Source organism: Streptomyces sp. NRRL S-340, from assembly GCF_000720185.1.
Taxonomy (GTDB): Bacteria; Actinomycetota; Actinomycetes; order Streptomycetales; family Streptomycetaceae; genus Streptomyces.
The window spans coordinates 24,836-41,240 of sequence record NZ_JOIY01000034.1 but is presented as its reverse complement, the minus strand read 5'-3'; the positions used below and the strand labels follow the sequence as shown (position 1 = coordinate 41,240).

Below are 16,405 nucleotides of genomic sequence, written 5' to 3'. Positions count from 1 at the left end.
GGGTCCCCTCCGGACCACCCCTGCAAGTCCCGCCCGGGCGCCCTCCCGGTCCCGCGCCGACACTGCCCGGGCCCCGCCCGGCACGCTGCGGGGCGTGCGGAAGGTTGACGTGAGCGTGACCATCACCCGGCCGGCCGCGTTGGACCACTCCCGCCGCCGGCCACGTCCGGCGGCCTGGTCACTCCGGAAGGAACCCCGCGTCATGAGCGCCCCCGCGCCCTTCCCGCGCCTCGCCGCCGCCGTCGGCGTCCTCGTCGTCCTCGCCGCCGTCGGGATCCTGGTGGCCGCGTTCGGCGGCACCGGCGGCAGCGCCACCTCCGTGCCCGAGCCGTCGCCCACCCCGACGCCCCGGGCCGTCCCGGGCCCGTCCTCCCACCCCACGAGCCGGCTCACGACGCCCGCGCCGGTGGCGAGCTGCCTGCTCTACGACTTCGAGTGCCAGGCGGAAGGCGGCGAAGGCGGCCCGGTGCCGCAGCCGTCCACCACGCCGGGCAGGGCGTGAGGCCCCCAGCGGGCCCGTGAGGTTCTGGCCGGTGCGGCGCCGGCGCCGGCCGGGAGGGCGCCGTCGGGCCACCCCGCCACGCGGCACTGCCGGTGAAGGTCTTCGGGCATCCCGTCCGGGACCGTCCGGGATGCCCGCGACCGCCCATGTGCGCCCGTGCTACGAGTGCGGCTCCAGGGAGCATCCGTTCCAGCAGCTCGGGGTCGCAGCGGGCGCGGGTCCGTAGGAGGCCGACCGGCGGCAGCGGGCAGGAACCGGACGGTCAGCTCCCGCCGTACCTTCAGCGGCGCGGTCGATCATTGGCCCACCCGGCCGTCGATCCGCTCGCGCAGCAGGTCGGCGTGGCCGCAGTGCCGTGCGTACTCGGCGATCTGCGCCACCAGGATCTCGCGGAGCGGCGCCTCTCCCGTCCGGGTGCCGAGGTCGGCGAAGCCCGCTATGAAGCGGTCGGTCACCTCGCTCTCGGCCCGCCACTGCCGCCAGGCGTCCGCCACGACCGACGGCTCGGCGATCGCGCCGTTCCAGTCGCCGTCACGGTCTTCAGCGGTGCGGTAGATCCTGGGCACGTCCTCGCCGGCCATCCGGCGGAAGTGCCGTTCGTCCTCGGCCATGTGCCGTATCAGCCCGAGCAGGGACATGGTGGACGGCGGTACGGAGCGCCGGGCCATCTGTTCGGCGTCCAGGCCCGCGCACTTCATCTCGATGGTGAGGCGGAAGTGGCGCAGACTGTCCAGCAGCGTGCCGCGTTCGCCGACCGGCCCGGCTGCGGTCTCGCGCGGGTCGTCGTCGGGGTCGACCCACATGTCGGGACAGCGGGTGGAAGGAGTCCACCGGGTCACCGCTGCTTCGTCATCACGCGCGCCTGGGTCCATGAGCGGATCCTGGTGCGTATCGATTGTTCTCCACCACTGAATTTCGGTGGCGGAGCCTGCGACCCGGCGCCCCCTGTCGCCCGGATCCTGTGGCCCGGCGCCCCCTGTGGCCCGGCGCCCCCTGTCGCCCGGCGGATCCTGTGGCCCGGCGGATCCTGTGGCCCGGCGGGCCACCAGACCCGCTCGGCCCTCACGAAAACCTGCCCGGCACTCACCACAACCCGCCCGGCCCGGTCACTGAAATATGCCCGGCTCCGTCCGTGCGACCCGCCTGTGGGCAGGCGCTGGCGCGGCCTTTCGGCGGGCTTCCGCGTCCGCCCGGGCCGGCCCGGGCTTTCGGACGGGTGACCTGGGCTTGCCGGCGTCCGGCCGATGGGTTGACGGGGCTGCATGGTGAGGCGGGCCTGTCAGGCCGCCTGGTACGGGATCGTGGGCCGGCTCACGGGCGTTGCCTGTGGGACGGGGGCGGCGTGGACGCAGAGGCGTCGCTGAACACTTCGTAGGTGCCGGTCAGCCGGAGCAGGTGGGCGGGCTGGGGCTGGAGGCCGGTGACCGTGAGGCGGCCGCCCTTCGCCTGGAGGCGGCGGTGGAGCAGGACCAGCAGGTTCAGTCCGCTGGAGTCCATGAAGGACACTCCCGACAGGTCGAGGTGGAGCGTCTCGTTCTCTGTGGCGGCGATGAAGGCGGCCTGGGCCAGTCGCGGACAGGTCTGCAGGTCCACCTCCCCGCTCACGGCGATCGTGGTGCGGTCGGTGTGCTGCTGCGTGAGGACGGTCAGATCGTTCAAGGTCGCCCCTCGATTCCGTGGGGTCGGGCCCGTCACACCCCCGGCGACGCGGGGGCATCAAGCACACGGCATGGGGCCGCGCACAGCCGAGCGAGACAACCCGTACCGCGCCCCGACCACGGGTGGTGACCTGCAAGGGCGGCGCGGGGCCCCTCACCGGACCAGGCCGGTTGTCATTGCAGCCTGGCACACACGGCCCCCCTCCCACCACCCCGCTCCGTACCCGGCTGTGAGCACGACGCCACTGTGCGCCCCCGCGAGTGGGGACTGCGCCCGCGCACGGCAGACGGTTCGATGTCCTCGACGACGCTGCCCGGCACGACCGTCTCCCTGTGCCCCGAGGACCTCGACCGCGCCCCGCGGCGTCCGCCGGTGTCCCTCGGCTCGCGGTAGTGACGCACGGCGGCAAGGCGGGACCTCAAGTGCCGTCTCCCGTCCTGCCGGAGGCCGTGGCGCCCTGGCCGTGTGCGCCGTTGTGCGCTGCCACGTCCAGGTGAACTCCCGCTCGTCCAGCCGCTGTCGGGCCTCACCTTCTCGTGGACCGGGCCGGGTGCGTGCGCGGCCACCATGCCGGCTCAGGACAGCCCACGGCGACGACACGGCCGGTGCCGTGCACCTCCAGACGCAGTTGCCGGGCCTGCGGCCGCCGGACGAGTGCATCGCCGACGGCGTCCAGGATCCCCCGCGTCGTGGGGCCGTTCACCGCACGCCGGTGCGAACCTGTACGCATGAGCAAGTCCGCACTGATCGTCATCGACATGATCAACACTTACGACCACAAGGACGCCGACCTGCTGCTCCCCTCGGCGCGTACCGTGGTGCCGGCCGTGGCCGGCCTGCTGCGACGGGCTCGCCGCGCGGACGTGCCCGTGATCTACGTCAACGACAACTTCGGCGAATGGCGCTCGCACCACGGCGAGCTCCTCGAGCACGCCCTCGCCGGACCCCACGCCGACCTCGTCGAACCGCTCCGGCCCGACGATTCGTCGCTGTTCGTCCTCAAGGCCCGCCACTCCGTCTTCTACGACACCCCGCTGGCCTATCTGCTGCGCGAGCAGGGCGTGGACCGGCTGGTCCTGTGCGGGCAGGTGACGGAGCAGTGCGTGCTGTACTCGGCCCTGGACGCCCACATCCGCCACCTCGACGTGGTCGTCCCCCGAGACGCGGTGGCGCACATCCACGGCGATCTCGCCGACGCCGCCCTGCGCATGATGGAGCGGAACATGGGCGCGCACGTGTGCGACAGCGCCGAGTTGTGGCCGTAGGCGGCGGCGCAGCGCCGAGCCCGCCGACGTCTCCATGGCCGTATCCGGATCATTTCGAGCGCGCGCATTCTGAGCGCGCCGACGAAGTGACACCGGCACGGTCCGGCGGTCAAAAGCCCGGTCGAGGAGTGGCGGAAACGAAGACGCCGGAAACGGAGACGCCGGAAAGGGGCCTCCCCTGAGAGGGTGAGGTCCCTTTCCGGTGTTCGGGTGAAGTGAGGTGACGTCAGTGCTTGAAGGCGTCCTTGGTCTTCTCCTTGGCCTCACGGGCGTCGCCGGTGCTCTTCTCGGCCTGCCCCTCGGCCGCCATCCGGTCGTTGCCGAGGGTACTGCCGACGGCTTCCTTGGTCTTGCCCTCTCATCCTTTTCGGCGCCGGATTCGCCCTCAAGATTCTGTGGTGGGTGGCGCTGATCGTCCTGGTGGTGTGGCTGCTCGGGTTCGTCATGCGCTCCACCGACGCGGGGGGCGGTCGCGGTCGCTGGTACCGATGGTGACCTGACACCGCACACACTCCCCGTAGGGCCCGGCCGGGAACACGGCCGGGCCCTACGGGCATGCGCAGGAGCGGGTCAGGGGCCGCATCGGGCGAATGCGTCCCAAACGGGATCCGGGGTAGGCGCGTTGCAGCCGGGGGCGGGGACGGACCCGCGCGACAGGAACCCGCGCGGCCTCCAGGTCACGTCCCCGCCCCCGGTGCCACCCGCTCGCCCGCTCGATGACCGGGCTGCCCCGGGGGCCGGGCCCGGGGTCCCACGGCCCGGCCCGGGGTGCCGGGCCGGAGTACGCGGATGCGCCGCCGGCAGTCCTCTCCCGGGGAGGGGTGACCGTGCTGCCGGTGACAGTGGTCAGGCGAGGAGGCCGAGGCGTGGGCCTCCTCCGTCGCGCAGTCGTCTGAAGAAGGCCAGCACGCCCGCGGAACCCCCGGCCCAGGCGGCACTCGCCCCGGTGAGACCGGTGTCCGGGAACACGGGCCGGGACCAGGTGCCGCCGCTGCGGCTCAGGATGAGCAGGGCGACGGTCTCGGCCGCCTCCCGGAACTCCTCCGCCCCGGACGTCTCCGCGACGTCCACCATCAGCTCGCCCACTCCGGCCAGTCCGCAGCACTGTGTGACCAGCGGCATCCGCGGTGCCAGTGCGGCGCAGGCGCGCGCGGCCCGCGCGGCGAGGCCGAGATACCGGGGCTCGTCGAGGAGTCCGGCGGCCCGGACGAGTACGGTCCCGATGCCCGCCAGACCCCGGCACCACGAGCCGTAGCGGCGTGTCGCCCCCGGCTCGGCGGCTGCCGCGATGATGTCCGGTGTCACGGCGGCCAGGCGCGCGGCGGCCCGCGCGGAGCGGCTGATCGCGTCCCGGTTGCCGCTCGCGCCCCCGTATTCCAGCAGGAAGCAGGCGACGCCCGCCTCGCCGTGCGCGATGCCCTCGCTGAGGGCGGCGCTGCCGGCCGTTTCCGAACCGGTCGGCGTCAGCCGGGCGGTGCCCGTTGCCAGCATCCGGTCGCAGCCGGCGGCGACGGCGAGGTGCCCGTCCGCGGTGCGCCGGTCACCGGACCGGAGGGCGTGCCGGGCGAGCAGCAGCCGGCCGAGGCCGATACCGGCGGCGCCCGCGATCAGGTCCGCCTCCGGCGGCCCGCCGTCCGGTGCGCGGTCCGGCAGGACGGGGACGGGATGTCCGGACCGCGCGTCCGCGCCCGGCCCCGCTTCCCACCCCGCCTCCGCGAGGAAGAGTTCCACGCCGGTGCGTCCCGTGTAGAAGCCCGGGGGGAGGTTCCTGGACTGCTGTGCCGTCCACCGCGCCAACGCGGTGACGGCCGACCGCACGTGAGGCCGGTGTGCGTGGTGGAGGAGTTCCAGCCCGAGTCCGGAACTGCCGCCGTAGACGTCGATCGAGGTGGGGACGTTCAGCCGGGCGGCCCGTACCGGGTCCACGATCGCGTGTGCTTCACCGACGCAGAATGCGGTCGTGTGCTCGATGATCTCGTCCAGCAGGGCGCTGTCGATCCGGGGACGCGCGGGCCGGCGTGCGGGCCCGGCCGTGCCGGTGCGCAGGCGGTCGGCGGCGGCGGTCCGTACGGCCGGGTCGAAGCTCAGGAGGCCGGTGACCGACGACCGGATCCTCCGGTGCGCCCGCCCGGGCAGTGCCCAGGCCAGGCAGGCCAGGGTCCGGTCCCGGTTGACCTCGTGGCCGGTGTCGACGATCACCGGGTCCATGCCGGTGGCGGCGAAGAAGAGGGTCGCCCCGAGGGCGTAGAGGTCGTCGGCGGGGGCGGCCGGTCCGGTCGCGCGCAGAACCGGCGCGCCGTATCCGGGGGTCGCCCCTCCCGGCCCGGTGCCGTCCCGCTCACTGATCCCGAAGTCGATCACATGGCAGTGGCCGGGGCAGGAGGCGTCGAGTACGACGTTGTCGGGCTTGAGATCGCGGACGACCACGTTCCGGTCGTGGATGGCGTCCAGGACGCGCAGGAGCCGGGAGGCGAGGGCGGACAGGCCGCGCGCCGGCCGGGTGCCGTCGTCCCGGTAGGGGCCGTTGCGCAGGACCTCCCGGCGCAGATCCCGGTCGCCGCAACTGCTCATCACGAGGTATTCGTCGCACTGGTGGGAGAAGTAGTCCAGTGCGCGGGGCACGCCCGGGACGCCGTCGAGCGCGGCGAGGACCGTGCGCTCGTTGCGCAGCCGGTGGCGGGCGTCCGTACCGGATTCGTCCTCGCCCACGAAGGCCCTCGCCTGTTTGACCACCACCGGCCGCCCCGCAGTGCGGTCGACCGCGCGGTAGACGTTGCCCCGGGGCGAGCGTCTGATGCCTGCGGTGACCGTGTAGCGTCCGCCGCCGAGGCCGGGCACGGACGGCTCGTCACCGGGTCCGGAGCCGGGCGCGAAGGGGTCCTCGGCCCAGGGCGGGCAACGGTAGCGGCCGGCGGCCAGGCCGTCGAAGATCCGGCCGTCCGGGCCGGTCATGACGGATTCGAGCCGCCCGCTCCGGCCGGTCCGGTAGTCGCCCGTGAAGGGGCCGTAGCGGTAGTAGACCGGGGCCCTCGGGTCGACCCGCCGGTCGCTGACGACCCGCGGGCCCTCCCGGTCACGCAGGACGTCGACGAGTTCCCGGGCGATCTCGACCACGGTGCCGGCCAGGGGGTAGACGGTGATCGCCTTGCCGACGGCCGCCGCGCTCACCTCCCCGGAGTTGAGGCGGCGCAGCGTCTGCGGGTCACGGGCGAACTTCGCGTGGCAGACGTGCCGGGAGAGCACCGGCAGGACGAGCCCGGTCACGGCGCCGAGGTCACCGGGACGCGCCGAGACGTGCAGTTTCCAGCCGTGTTCCATCGCCGGCATCCGCGGGTCGTTCAGGTACGACCACGTGTCGTCGGACCAGCCGCTGCGGCCGGCGATGGAAACGGCCACCGTTACGAGTTCAGGTCACACGCGAAGCGGGTGGTGGCGGTCACCCACGGGTCGGAGAGGCACGCGGTGGGTTCGCGGTCGCCGCGGTCGTCGTCCTCGAACTCGATCGCCTCGTCGTCGACCTCCAGCGGACCCGCGTCGCGGAATCCGTCGGTTTCCAGAAGTTCCGGCACGGCTACGGGCATGTGACGCCTCCATGGTCTGTCGTGCGCTGAGGAGCAGACAATTGCCGTCGCGGGCCGGTGGCCCTGCCGGGCCAAGGACTCGCTGCACAAAGGTAAGGAGGGCCGAACTCGCTGACAAGGGGTCAGGTGGCACTGCTCCCCGAGACGCCGCGGGAGCCGTGCCCCCTCGCCCCAGGGCGCCCGGTCGGCGGCTCACGCGTGGGCACGGACGCGAGGGCGGAAGTTGAACACCCCGACCGGCCAGACGACGGGCGTCGGCCAGACGGCGGCCGTCGGCCCGGCCCCTGCCGTCGCCTTCGACGCCTTCTTGGTCCGGACGGCGCTCGCACCCGCCGTCCTGGCACTGCTCGGCCACCGGCCCCGGTGGCCGCCTCGTTTCCTGAACCGTGTGCCGCCGGACAGGGACATCGGGGTGAGGCGCTGGGCAGGCACGTCCCGGCCTTCGCGACCGCGCCCGACGCCGCCCGGCGCGACGCGGCTTCCGGTCGGCCAGGACCGGCCCGGCCATGACGAACACGGGTGCCGGCGGCCGCGCGGCGCGTGGTGGCGGGAGGCTGCGGCCACGGCGACGGTGGGCGTGCTGTCCCGGGCCCGTCCGCAAGCGCGGTGCCCTCGGCAGCGGTCGTCACCGCAGCGGCGCGGTCGCGGACGGCCGTGCCGCTGCGGTGACGGCCGGGAGATCACACGGTGGTGCGCTGCCTGCGGCGCCGGGTGAGGTACGTGCCCGTCGCGCCGGCCGCCGCGAGGGCGCCCGTGCCGAGGCTCACCGGGAGGGTGGCGGAGGCGGAGGCGCCGGTGGTGGCGGCGTTCCGCAGGTCCGGTCCGGGGGTGACGGCGGTGTCGGCCGGGGCGACGTGCCGGATCGGGCCGACGGACCTGACGGAGCCGTCCGCGTTCAGCAGCACCTGCTTGTTGTTGGGGCGGCGGAAGTCGAACATGCCCTGGAGGGAGCCGGCCGTGGCGTCGAAGGAGTGGTCACCGATGCGGCCGGTGTGCCAGTTGTCCTCGATGAAGCGGATGACGGACGCCTGGTCGGTCCGGTGGTGGTCCACCTCGTTCACCTTGCTGTACGGGGAGACCACGAGCAGTGGCTGGCGGGTGCCGGGCCCGCAGCGGTCGGCGTAGCCGCCGGACGCGTGAGGACCCTTCTGGCAGGCGGGGCTGTCGGTGGCCTGGCCGCTGGAGGTGAGCGCGGTGTCCGTGGAGCCGTTGCGCGGGGTGGCGGAGGCGTGGTCGTACCAGCCGTCCGAGTCGTCGTAGGCGATGACGACCGCGGTGGACTTCCACTGCGGGGAACTCTGGAGGGCGTTGATCCGGTCGACGAGGAAGTGCTGCTCGTCGACCGGGTCCGAGTAGGCGGCGTGGCCGTCCTGGTACTCGGGTGCCTTGACGAAGCTGACGGCGGGCAGCTTGCCCGCCTTGAGCGCCGCGTCGAAGTCGGTCAGGTCGTAGTCGTGGTTGGCCTGGCCGTCGTGGCCGATCTCGTCGACGTTCCGCGGCGGCAGGTGGTGCGGGTTGGACGTCGACCTGTAGTACTCGAACGGCGAGTGGTGCGGGCTGTAGTCGACCACGGACGCCCCGCCGACGTTGGTGTGTGCGGCCTCGCACCTGGCGTAGTGGCCCGGCCGGCCGTCCCACGCGGTGGTCGGACGGAAACCGCCCTGGAACCAGCCCCAGCTGACCTGCTTCGCGTTGAGCAGGTCACCGATGTTCCTGCCCCGCATCGCCGCGAGTGCGCTGCCGCTGGTGTGGTTCTTGCCGGAGCAGTCGTCGTAGGCCGGGTCCGGGTCGTTGACGACGGTGCCGACACCGCCGGCGTCGGGAGACTTGACGGTGTAGGCGTCGGGCACCGGCGTCTGCTTCGGGTTCTCCGTGCCGGAGGCCGGGTCCACGGAGACGACACCGTGGGTCTGGCCGGAGACGAGGTTCAGCGCACCGGGTGTGGAGGGGCCGTAGACCGAGCTGAAGGAGCGGTCGTTGAGGGCGTAGTGCTGGGCGTAGTTCCACAGCGCGGTGACGGTGTTGCCGTCGTAGTAGTCCATGACCAGGCCCGGCTCCCCGAACAGGCCACCGGAGCACTGGTCGACCTCGGTGTTCTGCACGTACCGGTCGGCCTTGCCGCCGTCGGCCGCGTACTGCTCGGCGCTGTACCCGTGGTTCTGGTCGCAGGTCATGGCCTGCGCCGGGGTCAGCCGCTTGGGCGGGTACTGGTTCGGGTTCCGCGTCAGCAGACCGGCGTGCGCGAGCGTGTCGATGTCCTTCGGGGTCTTCTTCGACGCCGTGAACTTCGTGCCCTCGGTGTCGGCCGCCTTGGGATACGTGGCGAAGTAGTGGTCGAAGGAGACGTTCTCGTCGAAGAGCACGACCACGTGCTCGATCGGCGTGGCGGTCGCCGAGTGACCGTGGTGCCCGGCGGGCGCCGCCCAGGTGGGCGCGGCCCCGGCGAGTACGGTCAGGGCGGCGGCACCGGCCAGTGCCCCTGCCCTGCGCACAGTTGATCGTCTGCCCCTGGCGGCCATGCTCTCCACTCCTCCGGACGCGATGATGGTGCATCGTCACGGTCAGGAGGTTCCGGCAGGTGAGCGGCCCTCCGGGGGAGTCATGGTGGCGCGGGGGTGAACACCCGGTCAGGGAAGAAAGGGCGAATTTTGGCCGGGTGTTGACCGACCGGGCGAGCCAGGCATCCGCCCGGGGTCAGGTGAGCAGGGCCCGGTCGTACCAGCAGGCCTCGTCCCGCACGCCGGGCAGGGCACCGGAAGCCACCGGCCCGTCCAGGCGCGGCCGGGCCGCTCGACGAAGCGGCCGCTCAACCGGATTGCGCCGGAGAGGAGCGCACTCCCAGCCACTGTTCAGCGCCCCACTCCTGGAACCGCCGCACCTCCGCGAACCCCAGCTTCGCCGCGAGGCGCATCGAGCGGTCGTTGGCGGTCTGGGTGCACAGCACCACCGGTTCGCCGGGAAGCACCTCGGCGAACCAGCCGAGTGCCGCCGCGCACGCCTCGGCGGCGTACCCGCGCCCCCATGCCCGCGGCAGGAACAGGTAGCCGAGTTCGGCCTCCCCGACGCCCGGCCGGGCCCGACTGCCGGGCTCCGCGTCACGCCGGTTGAACTGGATGGTGCCGATCATCGCTGCGTCCAGCTCGACGACGAAAAGACCGGGGCGCGCCCCGGGAACCGTCGGCAACGTGTCTTCCAGCGCGTCACGAGACCGTGGGCCACCGAGATAGGTGTGCACCTCCGGCGAGGCGAGCAGCTCGATGAACGTCGCACGGTCCCGGGCCTCGGACTCGCGGAGCACCAGCCGCTCGGTCCTGATCGGGGCAGGTGGCCAGGCGAGGGGTCCGAGTCCGGTCATGCTCGGCAACCTATCGCACGCTCGCCTCTCGTGTTCAGAGGTGTTGCCGGCCGCGCCCACTGCCCTTCCGCCCTGCCTTCAGCCCGGTCCGCAGCGCTCCAGCGCGGCGCGAAGCCGGTCGAGCCCCTCCGCTCTCCAGCGGTCCCGGTCGGGCATCTGGTCGGCCCGGCGCCAGCGCCAGGCCGAGAACATGGCCCAGTTCAGAGCGCGGCACAGGCGGGTCAGGGAGGGGTCGGCACCCGGGTAGCGCTCTCCCACTTCCTCGGGCGTGTGGGCGAGGTCGAACTCGACCGGCCCGCGGCAGCAGGTGGCGAGGTCCACGAAGAGCGGCCCTCTCCTCGTGCGGAGGAGGTTGCCCGGGTGCGGCTCGCCGTGCAGCAGCTGGCCGCCGGGCCCGCCGTCGCTGATCGCGGCACTCAGTCCACTGAGTGCCAGGCCGAGGAATTCCCGGTCGGACTCGGCCAGTTCGGGGGAACGTTCCCTGTCGTTCACCTCACTGAGCGCCCGGGCGACCCGATCCGTGAAACGCGGTGCGTCCAGATCGAGTCGGCGCAGCGCCGCGTGGTGCCGCCGCAGTACCTCCGCGTAGTCGGCCGGCGCGATCGGCGGTCCCGCGGGCTCGTAGTAGGTCCAGAAGGAGACGGCGAAGTCGTCCCGTACGTGCACGCGCGGTTCGACCCGGGGGTCCGGCTCGGCCACCGGAGCGCCGGCCTCGGCGAGACGGCGGCCCACCTCCACCTCGAACGCGGAATCGGCCAGATGCCCCAGCGGCGCGACCCGGGCCAGAACATCGCAAGGGACCAGGCGCAACGCGACGCGGTCCGAGTTGTGGATGACGCTCACCTCGTCGACCTGGAGGCCCAGCTCCGCGGCCGCCGCCCGCCCCGCCCCGACCGCGCGGCGGAGTTCCCGTGGCTCCACACCGTCCTCCCTCCTCGTCGGGTACGCGGGCACGGCGGGGAAGATCGACGACGTTCCCGTGTGTCCGCGTGCAGCGTCCGGCGTCCGGACCCGGACGCGGCGACCAGCATGGCAGGGGAGGAGCCGGACCGGCCCTGATTTTCCCGGGCCGCTCAGCAGGCTCCCGGTCCTTCCGGCGACGCCACGGCCGTCGAACCGCTCGTGCTGACGCCGAACCGGCTGATCGTCCAGGAACCCGCCCTGCCGGACGTCTTCACCCGGGAAGAGCGCCGGCCGGCCGACCACTGGTGGCGGACGCGGTCGAGCGCGTCGTCGCGGCGGGCGGACCACACGGTCGGGCACCGCCGCCCTGCCCGGTCCTGCCTCGCCTGGTCAGCCGGGCGGACCGGTACCGCTCAGTCCTCTTCCATCGCCGTGTCGCAGTCCCCGCAGACCCGGTCCGCGTACCGGGAGCCGCACCAGGGGGCACCGGGGTGCTCGGAGGGCGTCCACGAGGCCGCCTCCATGGCGAAGGTGTCCTTGCCGCAGAAGGTCCGCGGCCCGGGGGAGGCGGTGGTGCCGGGAGCCGCGGGTGCGGCGTGCACCCGGCGGACCGGCGGCTCGTCCGTACGGGCCCCGCCGCCGACGGCGCCCGCGGTCATCGGCCTGTCCAGCTCGTACACGACGACGATCCCACTCATGGCCCGACAGTACGGCCTGCCGGCCGCCGGACGCCGGAAGCGGCCTCCGCCCCGCTCGTGGCGGCGCGGTCGCGGTGCCCGCGGCCGCGGCCCTGTCACTGGGTGCGGCCCCACCACTGCGCGGTCCTGGGGGCGCGCCGTCACGGTGCCACAGCGGCGCCCGGGCCGCGAGCGCCACGTCGGCGCTGCCGGTGGCGAGGCCGGATCCGGCCAGGTCGCAGGAGCCGGGAGCCTGGCGTGCGGGGCGGCACCGTGCGCGCGCCGATCCGGATGAGGGCATAGGAATCGCCTATAGGGCTTCATGGAATTTCGTCTTTGCCTCTCTTTCTTTTCCGGCCGTACCGTGAAACGAACCCGACGGGGTGCCTGGCCGCCGCGATTCCTTCAATGGATTCGCGCACTGCGCGCCGGGCCCGGCTGCCTCTTTTCCGTCGGGCGATGAAGACACGATCGAGAAGGAACTCTTAAATGACCTCGTACGAGAACGGCTCGGTGACGCGGGAACTCGCGGGACGGCGGGCGCTGGTCACGGGCGGCACGCGCGGAATCGGAGCGGCCGTCGTGCGCCGGCTCCTGGACGCGGGCGCCCAGGTGCTCACCACCGCACGGTCGGCGACGGGCACGGCGCCGCAGGGCGCCGCCTTCGTGCAGGCCGACGTGAGCACCCGGGCCGGAGCCGAGGCGCTCGCGTCGGCGGCGGGGGAGGTGCTCGGCGGGGTGGTGGACATCGTGGTCCACAACGCGGGCGGGGCGCGCCCTCACGAAGGCGTCCTGGCCATCGCCGACGAGGACTGGCAGGACGCGCTGGACCTGAACTTCCTGGCGTCGGTGCGGCTGGACTCACTGCTGGTGCCGGGCATGCGGGAACGCCGTTCGGGCAGCATCGTGCACGTCTCGTCGGCCGCGGTCCTCACCCCCGTAGGACCGTTCCTGCACTACACGGCGGCGAAGGCGGCGCTGGAGAACTACAGCCGGGGGCTGGCCCAGGAGCTGGCTCCGTCCGGGATCCGGGTGAACACCGTGACGCCCGGCAGGGTCGCCACACCCGGCGGGGAGGCGACGCGGGAACAGTGGGCGCGCCTGAACGCGGCGCCGGGCCAGGTCAACGCGGACGACACCCCGCCGCTGGGGCGCGACGGCCGGCCCGACGACATCGCCCAGGCGGTGTCGTTCCTCGTGTCCGACCGGGCGAGCTGGCTGACCGGAACCAGTCTCGTCGTGGACGGCGGTGAATTCTCCCGGGGGTGACGCCGTCCGGCCGAATCCGGTGCGCGGAATTCTGATACGGGAATTCGGATGCGGGGGATCCTGGTACGGGAATTCTGGCCGGGAATCAGGGGGCGGCGGTGTTCCGGTGCGGCGGAATCCCGGGCGCCGTTTCCCGCCGGCCGTCAGGACACCGGCGAGGGGGCGGTGGGGGAGGCGGATCCGGACCAGTTCTCCTCGCGCAGGAGGTCGAGCAGGGCCGTCTCCGCCGGGCCGGGGTTGTGGCGGACCACGGCGATGACGGGCTGCGACACGGCCGGGGACACCGGGCGGGCGAAGTGCTCGTGACCGTGCGGCACGGCGGAGGCCGGGACGAGTGTCACCCCCAGCCCGTTCGCGGCCCAGCGCACGGCGGTCGCCGTCTGGGACACGCGGGCGGCCGTGGCCGGGGCCGGACCGCTGTCGCGCAGCACGTTCGTGAGGACGCCGTCGAGCGCGCTGGCGCGGTCGAACCTCACCCACGGTTCCCCTTCCAGCTCGCGCAGCTCGACCCGGTCCGCGGCGAGCCGGGGGTGCCCGGCGCCCAGCACCACGACGAAATCCTCGTCGCCGAGGTGGTGGGCGTCGGCGGGGCTCCGCTCGCACGCCGCCATCAGGGCGAGGTCCACCACGCCCCGGCGGCACAGCCGGTCCAGCTCGGCGGAGCTGGGCTCCTCGAAGACGGTGACCTCCAGCCGCGGGAAGCGGCGGCGCAGCGCGCTGAGCGCGCGCGGCAACTGCCGTGCGCCGAAGCCCATCTGCACCACGACCACCAGCTCGCCCACCAGTTCCTCGGCGCCGGCCCGTGCTGTCGCCCTCGCCCGCCGTGACGCGCTCACCGCGACCTGGGCCTCGCGCAGGAACGCGCGGCCGACCACGGTGGGCACCAGTCCGGTCGGCGTACGGGCGAACAGTTCCACGCCGAGTTCCCGCTCCAGGCCGCGGATCTGCTGGGACACCGAGGGCTGAGCGACGTGCAGCCGCTCCGCCGCGGCCGTCACCGAACCCGCCTCGGCCACGGCCAGGGCGTACTCGAACTGGCGAAGGCTCATCGGTTCCCCTCTCCTCCCCGCGCCGGAGCGAGCGCCGCTCCGTCACCGCCTTCGGCAACCCGGTTCAGCCGGCGCAGATTCCCGCGGGCACGGGCGCTCGCGCGGACCGGCCACGGTCGGCGTGCGCCATGGGCTGCGTGCAGGACGCGGAAGGCCCGCAGCGGACGCCTTGCCGGCTCCGGCTGCCGAACGCACAGGCCCGGACCGCTGGGCCCCGGCCGGCAGCGGCGGCTGCGCCGGGCCCGCGTCACTGCCCCAGCCACTCCCGCAGCAGCTTCTCCCGCTCCGCCGTCCGGGGCGTGCCGTTCGCCCGGGTGCGGCCCCATTCCGACATCGCCGCCAGCGTCGTGGACATGGTCGCGGCGCCCTCGGTGAGGCGGGACAGGAGGGCCCGGGAGAGGTCGGCCTCGGTCGCGGAGTAGCCGACGGCCGCGGCCGCGTAGGCGCCCAGTTCGTGCTCCCCGCCGGACGACTGCACCCGCACCGTCATCATCGGGGGCGCCTCGTCCGTCCGGCCCGGGCCGGCGGACAGGGCCAGGGTCATCACCGTGTCCACGGCCAGGTCCTTGACCACGCCGACCCGCCGCAGCAGGGACTTCACCGGGACGTCCGTGACCGTCAGGGCCCGCACGTCCTCCCACAGGTGCAGGCCCGCCTGCCCGTCGCCCAGCGCCACCACGCCGTCGGGGGTCAGACGCACCCCGGGAGCCAGACCGGACGGCTTCGCGCCCACGTACACGTCGCCCTCGGCGATCCAGAACAGGCCCACCATGGCCATGACTTGCTCACTTCCCCCGACGCCGGCACCGCCGCCGCGTCACCCATCACAGAACAGGTCTCCCTCCGCAACACGCGCAGGGGCCGGGAAGACACTGCTTCCCGGCCGCAAATACGCTACCCGAACGACGAGGGGGATGTCTCTCCGGGCCGCCCCCGGCCCGCCCCCCGGGCTGTCTTCGGACCACCCGCCGGACCACCGCCGGACCACCGCAGGGCCGGCTCCGGGCTGCCCGCCGGGCCACCCGCCGGCCCCTCTCTCCGGGCGCCCGGCTGCCCTCTCTCCGGGCGCCCGGAGAGAGGGCGTTCACCGAGTGCCGGCGTTCACCGAGTGCCGGCGGTCACCGCCGAAGGGTCAGCAGGGGATCACCGGGTCGGTCTCCGAGCTGATGGAGGTGTCCTTCATGAAGCCCCAGACGCCGTTGTCGGCCTTGGTCAGCAGCCAGCGGTACGGGTGCGGCCCGCCGACGTACGCGCCGTTGTCCACGCGGCAGCTGAACCAGCTGTACGTCGTGTACATGCGGCCGACGACCGGGCCCGGGTTGGCGAAGCCGTTGTAGACGGCGGCACCGTAGACGTTGTGGCAGTAGTAGGCGGGTCCGTTGACGACACAGGCGTCGGCGGCCGAGGCCGTGGGGGCGGACACGCCGACGAACGCCAGCGCGGCGCCGACGGCGAGGGCGGCAGCGCCCCTGCGTGAGCGGTTGCGCACGGTTTTCTCCTTCGGGTGGGCGGGACGGCGGACCGGTCAGCAGCGGGCGGAGACGGGCAGGTTGGCGTACTCGTCGCCCTTGAAGTAGACGGCGCTGCTGTAGCCGTCGGCGAAGCCGATCCAGATGTCGTTGGTGATCCCGTGGTCGGTCACCGTGTCGCCGTGCGTCCAGCAGTAGGCCGTGTAGGTCCGGCCCGCGGTGAGCGTGGCCAGGTAGGCGCCGTTCTTGCTGGGAAGTTTGCGGACGTTGACGTTCTCGTACGGTACGACGGCGTAGCCGGCCGCGACGGCGGCCGGGAGCGCGGTGGCCGAGTGCCCTGCCGTGGTCAGCGGCTGGGCGTGCCCGACACCGCCGGTGGCGGCGAGCAGTCCGACGGCGGCCGAGAGGCCGACGAGTCCTGTGCGTACAGCGTGCTTGGTCATGGTTCTCCTTGCCGTTGGGGCTCCGGTACCGGAGCGGAAGGGACGTCTGCACGGGGGAGAGGCACGACCCCGCCCCCCCGGGGCACGGGCCGTTCGGGCGTGGGCCGTTGGCGTGGTCCGTTCGCGCGTGGGTCGTTCCGGCGTGGGACGGTTCTGGGCATCGGTCGTTTCGCGCCCCGGTCGTTCGGGCGCGCGGCCCGGGTGCCGCCCCGGTGCCGGGCCGGATTCCGCCC

The 16,405-nt window shown here is 73.5% G+C and carries 17 protein-coding genes and 1 pseudogene; 5 read left to right on the top strand and 13 right to left on the bottom strand.

What is annotated here, in order from left to right:
- Positions 1 to 202 precede the first annotated feature (202 nt).
- Positions 203 to 502 (top strand): hypothetical protein, encoded by a 300-nt coding sequence (locus IG64_RS25530; RefSeq protein WP_037860376.1) that lies wholly within the window; start codon positions 203 to 205, stop codon positions 500 to 502.
- Between the two features lie 296 nt (positions 503 to 798).
- Here the strand turns inward: IG64_RS25530 and IG64_RS25525 are convergent, their stop codons facing one another.
- Together IG64_RS25525 and IG64_RS25520 are read right to left on the bottom strand one after the other, a co-directional pair.
- Positions 799 to 1,374 carry a DinB family protein gene (locus tag IG64_RS25525; RefSeq protein ID WP_037860374.1) on the bottom strand — a complete coding sequence of 192 codons (576 nt, stop codon included), beginning with the start codon at positions 1,372 to 1,374 and terminating at the stop codon, positions 799 to 801.
- A 439-nt stretch (positions 1,375 to 1,813) separates the two neighbouring features.
- Positions 1,814 to 2,161: an STAS domain-containing protein gene (locus IG64_RS25520; protein ID WP_051813328.1), complete on the bottom strand. Its 348-nt coding sequence runs from the start codon at positions 2,159 to 2,161 to the stop codon at positions 1,814 to 1,816.
- Between the two features lie 728 nt (positions 2,162 to 2,889).
- Between IG64_RS25520 and IG64_RS25515 the strand changes: the two genes are divergently transcribed.
- Positions 2,890 to 3,426 carry a cysteine hydrolase family protein gene (locus IG64_RS25515; RefSeq protein WP_037860370.1) on the top strand — a complete coding sequence of 179 codons (537 nt, stop codon included), beginning with the start codon at positions 2,890 to 2,892 and terminating at the stop codon, positions 3,424 to 3,426.
- A 226-nt stretch (positions 3,427 to 3,652) separates the two neighbouring features.
- On the opposite strand, the pseudogene IG64_RS40640 reads toward IG64_RS25515, so the two are convergent.
- Positions 3,653 to 3,784, bottom strand: a pseudogene (locus tag IG64_RS40640) (CsbD family protein); the annotation flags it as partial.
- A 2-nt stretch (positions 3,785 to 3,786) separates the two neighbouring features.
- Here IG64_RS40640 and IG64_RS39285 point away from each other — a divergent pair.
- The gene (locus IG64_RS39285) at positions 3,787 to 3,921 is read left to right on the top strand and encodes a hydrophobic protein (RefSeq protein ID WP_078884212.1); all 135 of its coding nucleotides are present in this window, start codon (positions 3,787 to 3,789) and stop codon (positions 3,919 to 3,921) included.
- Positions 3,922 to 4,272: 351 nt separating this feature from the next.
- Here the strand turns inward: IG64_RS39285 and lanL are convergent, their stop codons facing one another.
- Both lanL and IG64_RS25505 read right to left on the bottom strand, forming a co-directional pair.
- Complete coding sequence (lanL, locus tag IG64_RS25510; RefSeq protein WP_037860366.1) at positions 4,273 to 6,822, bottom strand: class IV lanthionine synthetase LanL; 2,550 nt, start codon at positions 6,820 to 6,822, stop codon at positions 4,273 to 4,275.
- 2 nt (positions 6,823 to 6,824) lie between these two features.
- A complete protein-coding gene (locus IG64_RS25505; RefSeq protein ID WP_037860365.1) occupies positions 6,825 to 7,007 on the bottom strand; it encodes an SflA family class IV lanthipeptide in 183 nt (60 codons plus the stop codon).
- Between the two features lie 223 nt (positions 7,008 to 7,230).
- Between IG64_RS25505 and IG64_RS43315 the strand changes: the two genes are divergently transcribed.
- Positions 7,231 to 7,722, top strand: a complete 492-nt coding sequence (locus IG64_RS43315) for an MMPL family transporter (RefSeq protein ID WP_107474357.1) — start codon at positions 7,231 to 7,233, stop codon at positions 7,720 to 7,722.
- Here IG64_RS43315 and IG64_RS25500 read toward each other — a convergent pair.
- From IG64_RS25500 to IG64_RS25480, 4 genes are all read right to left on the bottom strand, one after another.
- Positions 7,688 to 9,526, bottom strand: coding sequence for a phospholipase C (locus tag IG64_RS25500; protein ID WP_078884211.1), 1,839 nt, complete (start codon positions 9,524 to 9,526; stop codon positions 7,688 to 7,690). The two genes, IG64_RS43315 and IG64_RS25500, sit on opposite strands and share 35 nt — an antisense overlap.
- 287 nt (positions 9,527 to 9,813) lie before the next feature.
- Positions 9,814 to 10,362: a GNAT family N-acetyltransferase gene (locus IG64_RS25495; protein WP_037860363.1), complete on the bottom strand. Its 549-nt coding sequence runs from the start codon at positions 10,360 to 10,362 to the stop codon at positions 9,814 to 9,816.
- 78 nt (positions 10,363 to 10,440) lie between these two features.
- The gene (locus IG64_RS25490; RefSeq protein ID WP_037860356.1) at positions 10,441 to 11,283 is read right to left on the bottom strand and encodes a phosphotransferase; all 843 of its coding nucleotides are present in this window, start codon (positions 11,281 to 11,283) and stop codon (positions 10,441 to 10,443) included.
- 395 nt (positions 11,284 to 11,678) lie between these two features.
- On the bottom strand, positions 11,679 to 11,963 hold the full coding sequence (locus tag IG64_RS25480; RefSeq protein ID WP_037860354.1) for a hypothetical protein: 285 nt from the start codon (positions 11,961 to 11,963) through the stop codon (positions 11,679 to 11,681).
- Positions 11,964 to 12,431: 468 nt separating this feature from the next.
- Between IG64_RS25480 and IG64_RS25475 the strand changes: the two genes are divergently transcribed.
- Complete coding sequence (locus tag IG64_RS25475; RefSeq protein ID WP_037860350.1) at positions 12,432 to 13,211, top strand: SDR family oxidoreductase; 780 nt, start codon at positions 12,432 to 12,434, stop codon at positions 13,209 to 13,211.
- A 143-nt stretch (positions 13,212 to 13,354) separates the two neighbouring features.
- On the opposite strand, the gene IG64_RS25470 is transcribed toward IG64_RS25475, so the two are convergent.
- The 4 genes from IG64_RS25470 to IG64_RS42375 form a co-directional block, all read right to left on the bottom strand.
- The gene (locus IG64_RS25470; protein WP_037860349.1) at positions 13,355 to 14,260 is read right to left on the bottom strand and encodes a LysR family transcriptional regulator; all 906 of its coding nucleotides are present in this window, start codon (positions 14,258 to 14,260) and stop codon (positions 13,355 to 13,357) included.
- 247 nt (positions 14,261 to 14,507) lie between these two features.
- Positions 14,508 to 15,038, bottom strand: a complete 531-nt coding sequence (locus IG64_RS25465; RefSeq protein ID WP_037860347.1) for a hypothetical protein — start codon at positions 15,036 to 15,038, stop codon at positions 14,508 to 14,510.
- A 354-nt stretch (positions 15,039 to 15,392) separates the two neighbouring features.
- The gene (locus tag IG64_RS25460; RefSeq protein WP_037860346.1) at positions 15,393 to 15,749 is read right to left on the bottom strand and encodes a hypothetical protein; all 357 of its coding nucleotides are present in this window, start codon (positions 15,747 to 15,749) and stop codon (positions 15,393 to 15,395) included.
- A 36-nt stretch (positions 15,750 to 15,785) separates the two neighbouring features.
- On the bottom strand, positions 15,786 to 16,172 hold the full coding sequence (locus IG64_RS42375; RefSeq protein ID WP_051813326.1) for a hypothetical protein: 387 nt from the start codon (positions 16,170 to 16,172) through the stop codon (positions 15,786 to 15,788).
- Positions 16,173 to 16,405: the final 233 nt, after the last annotated feature.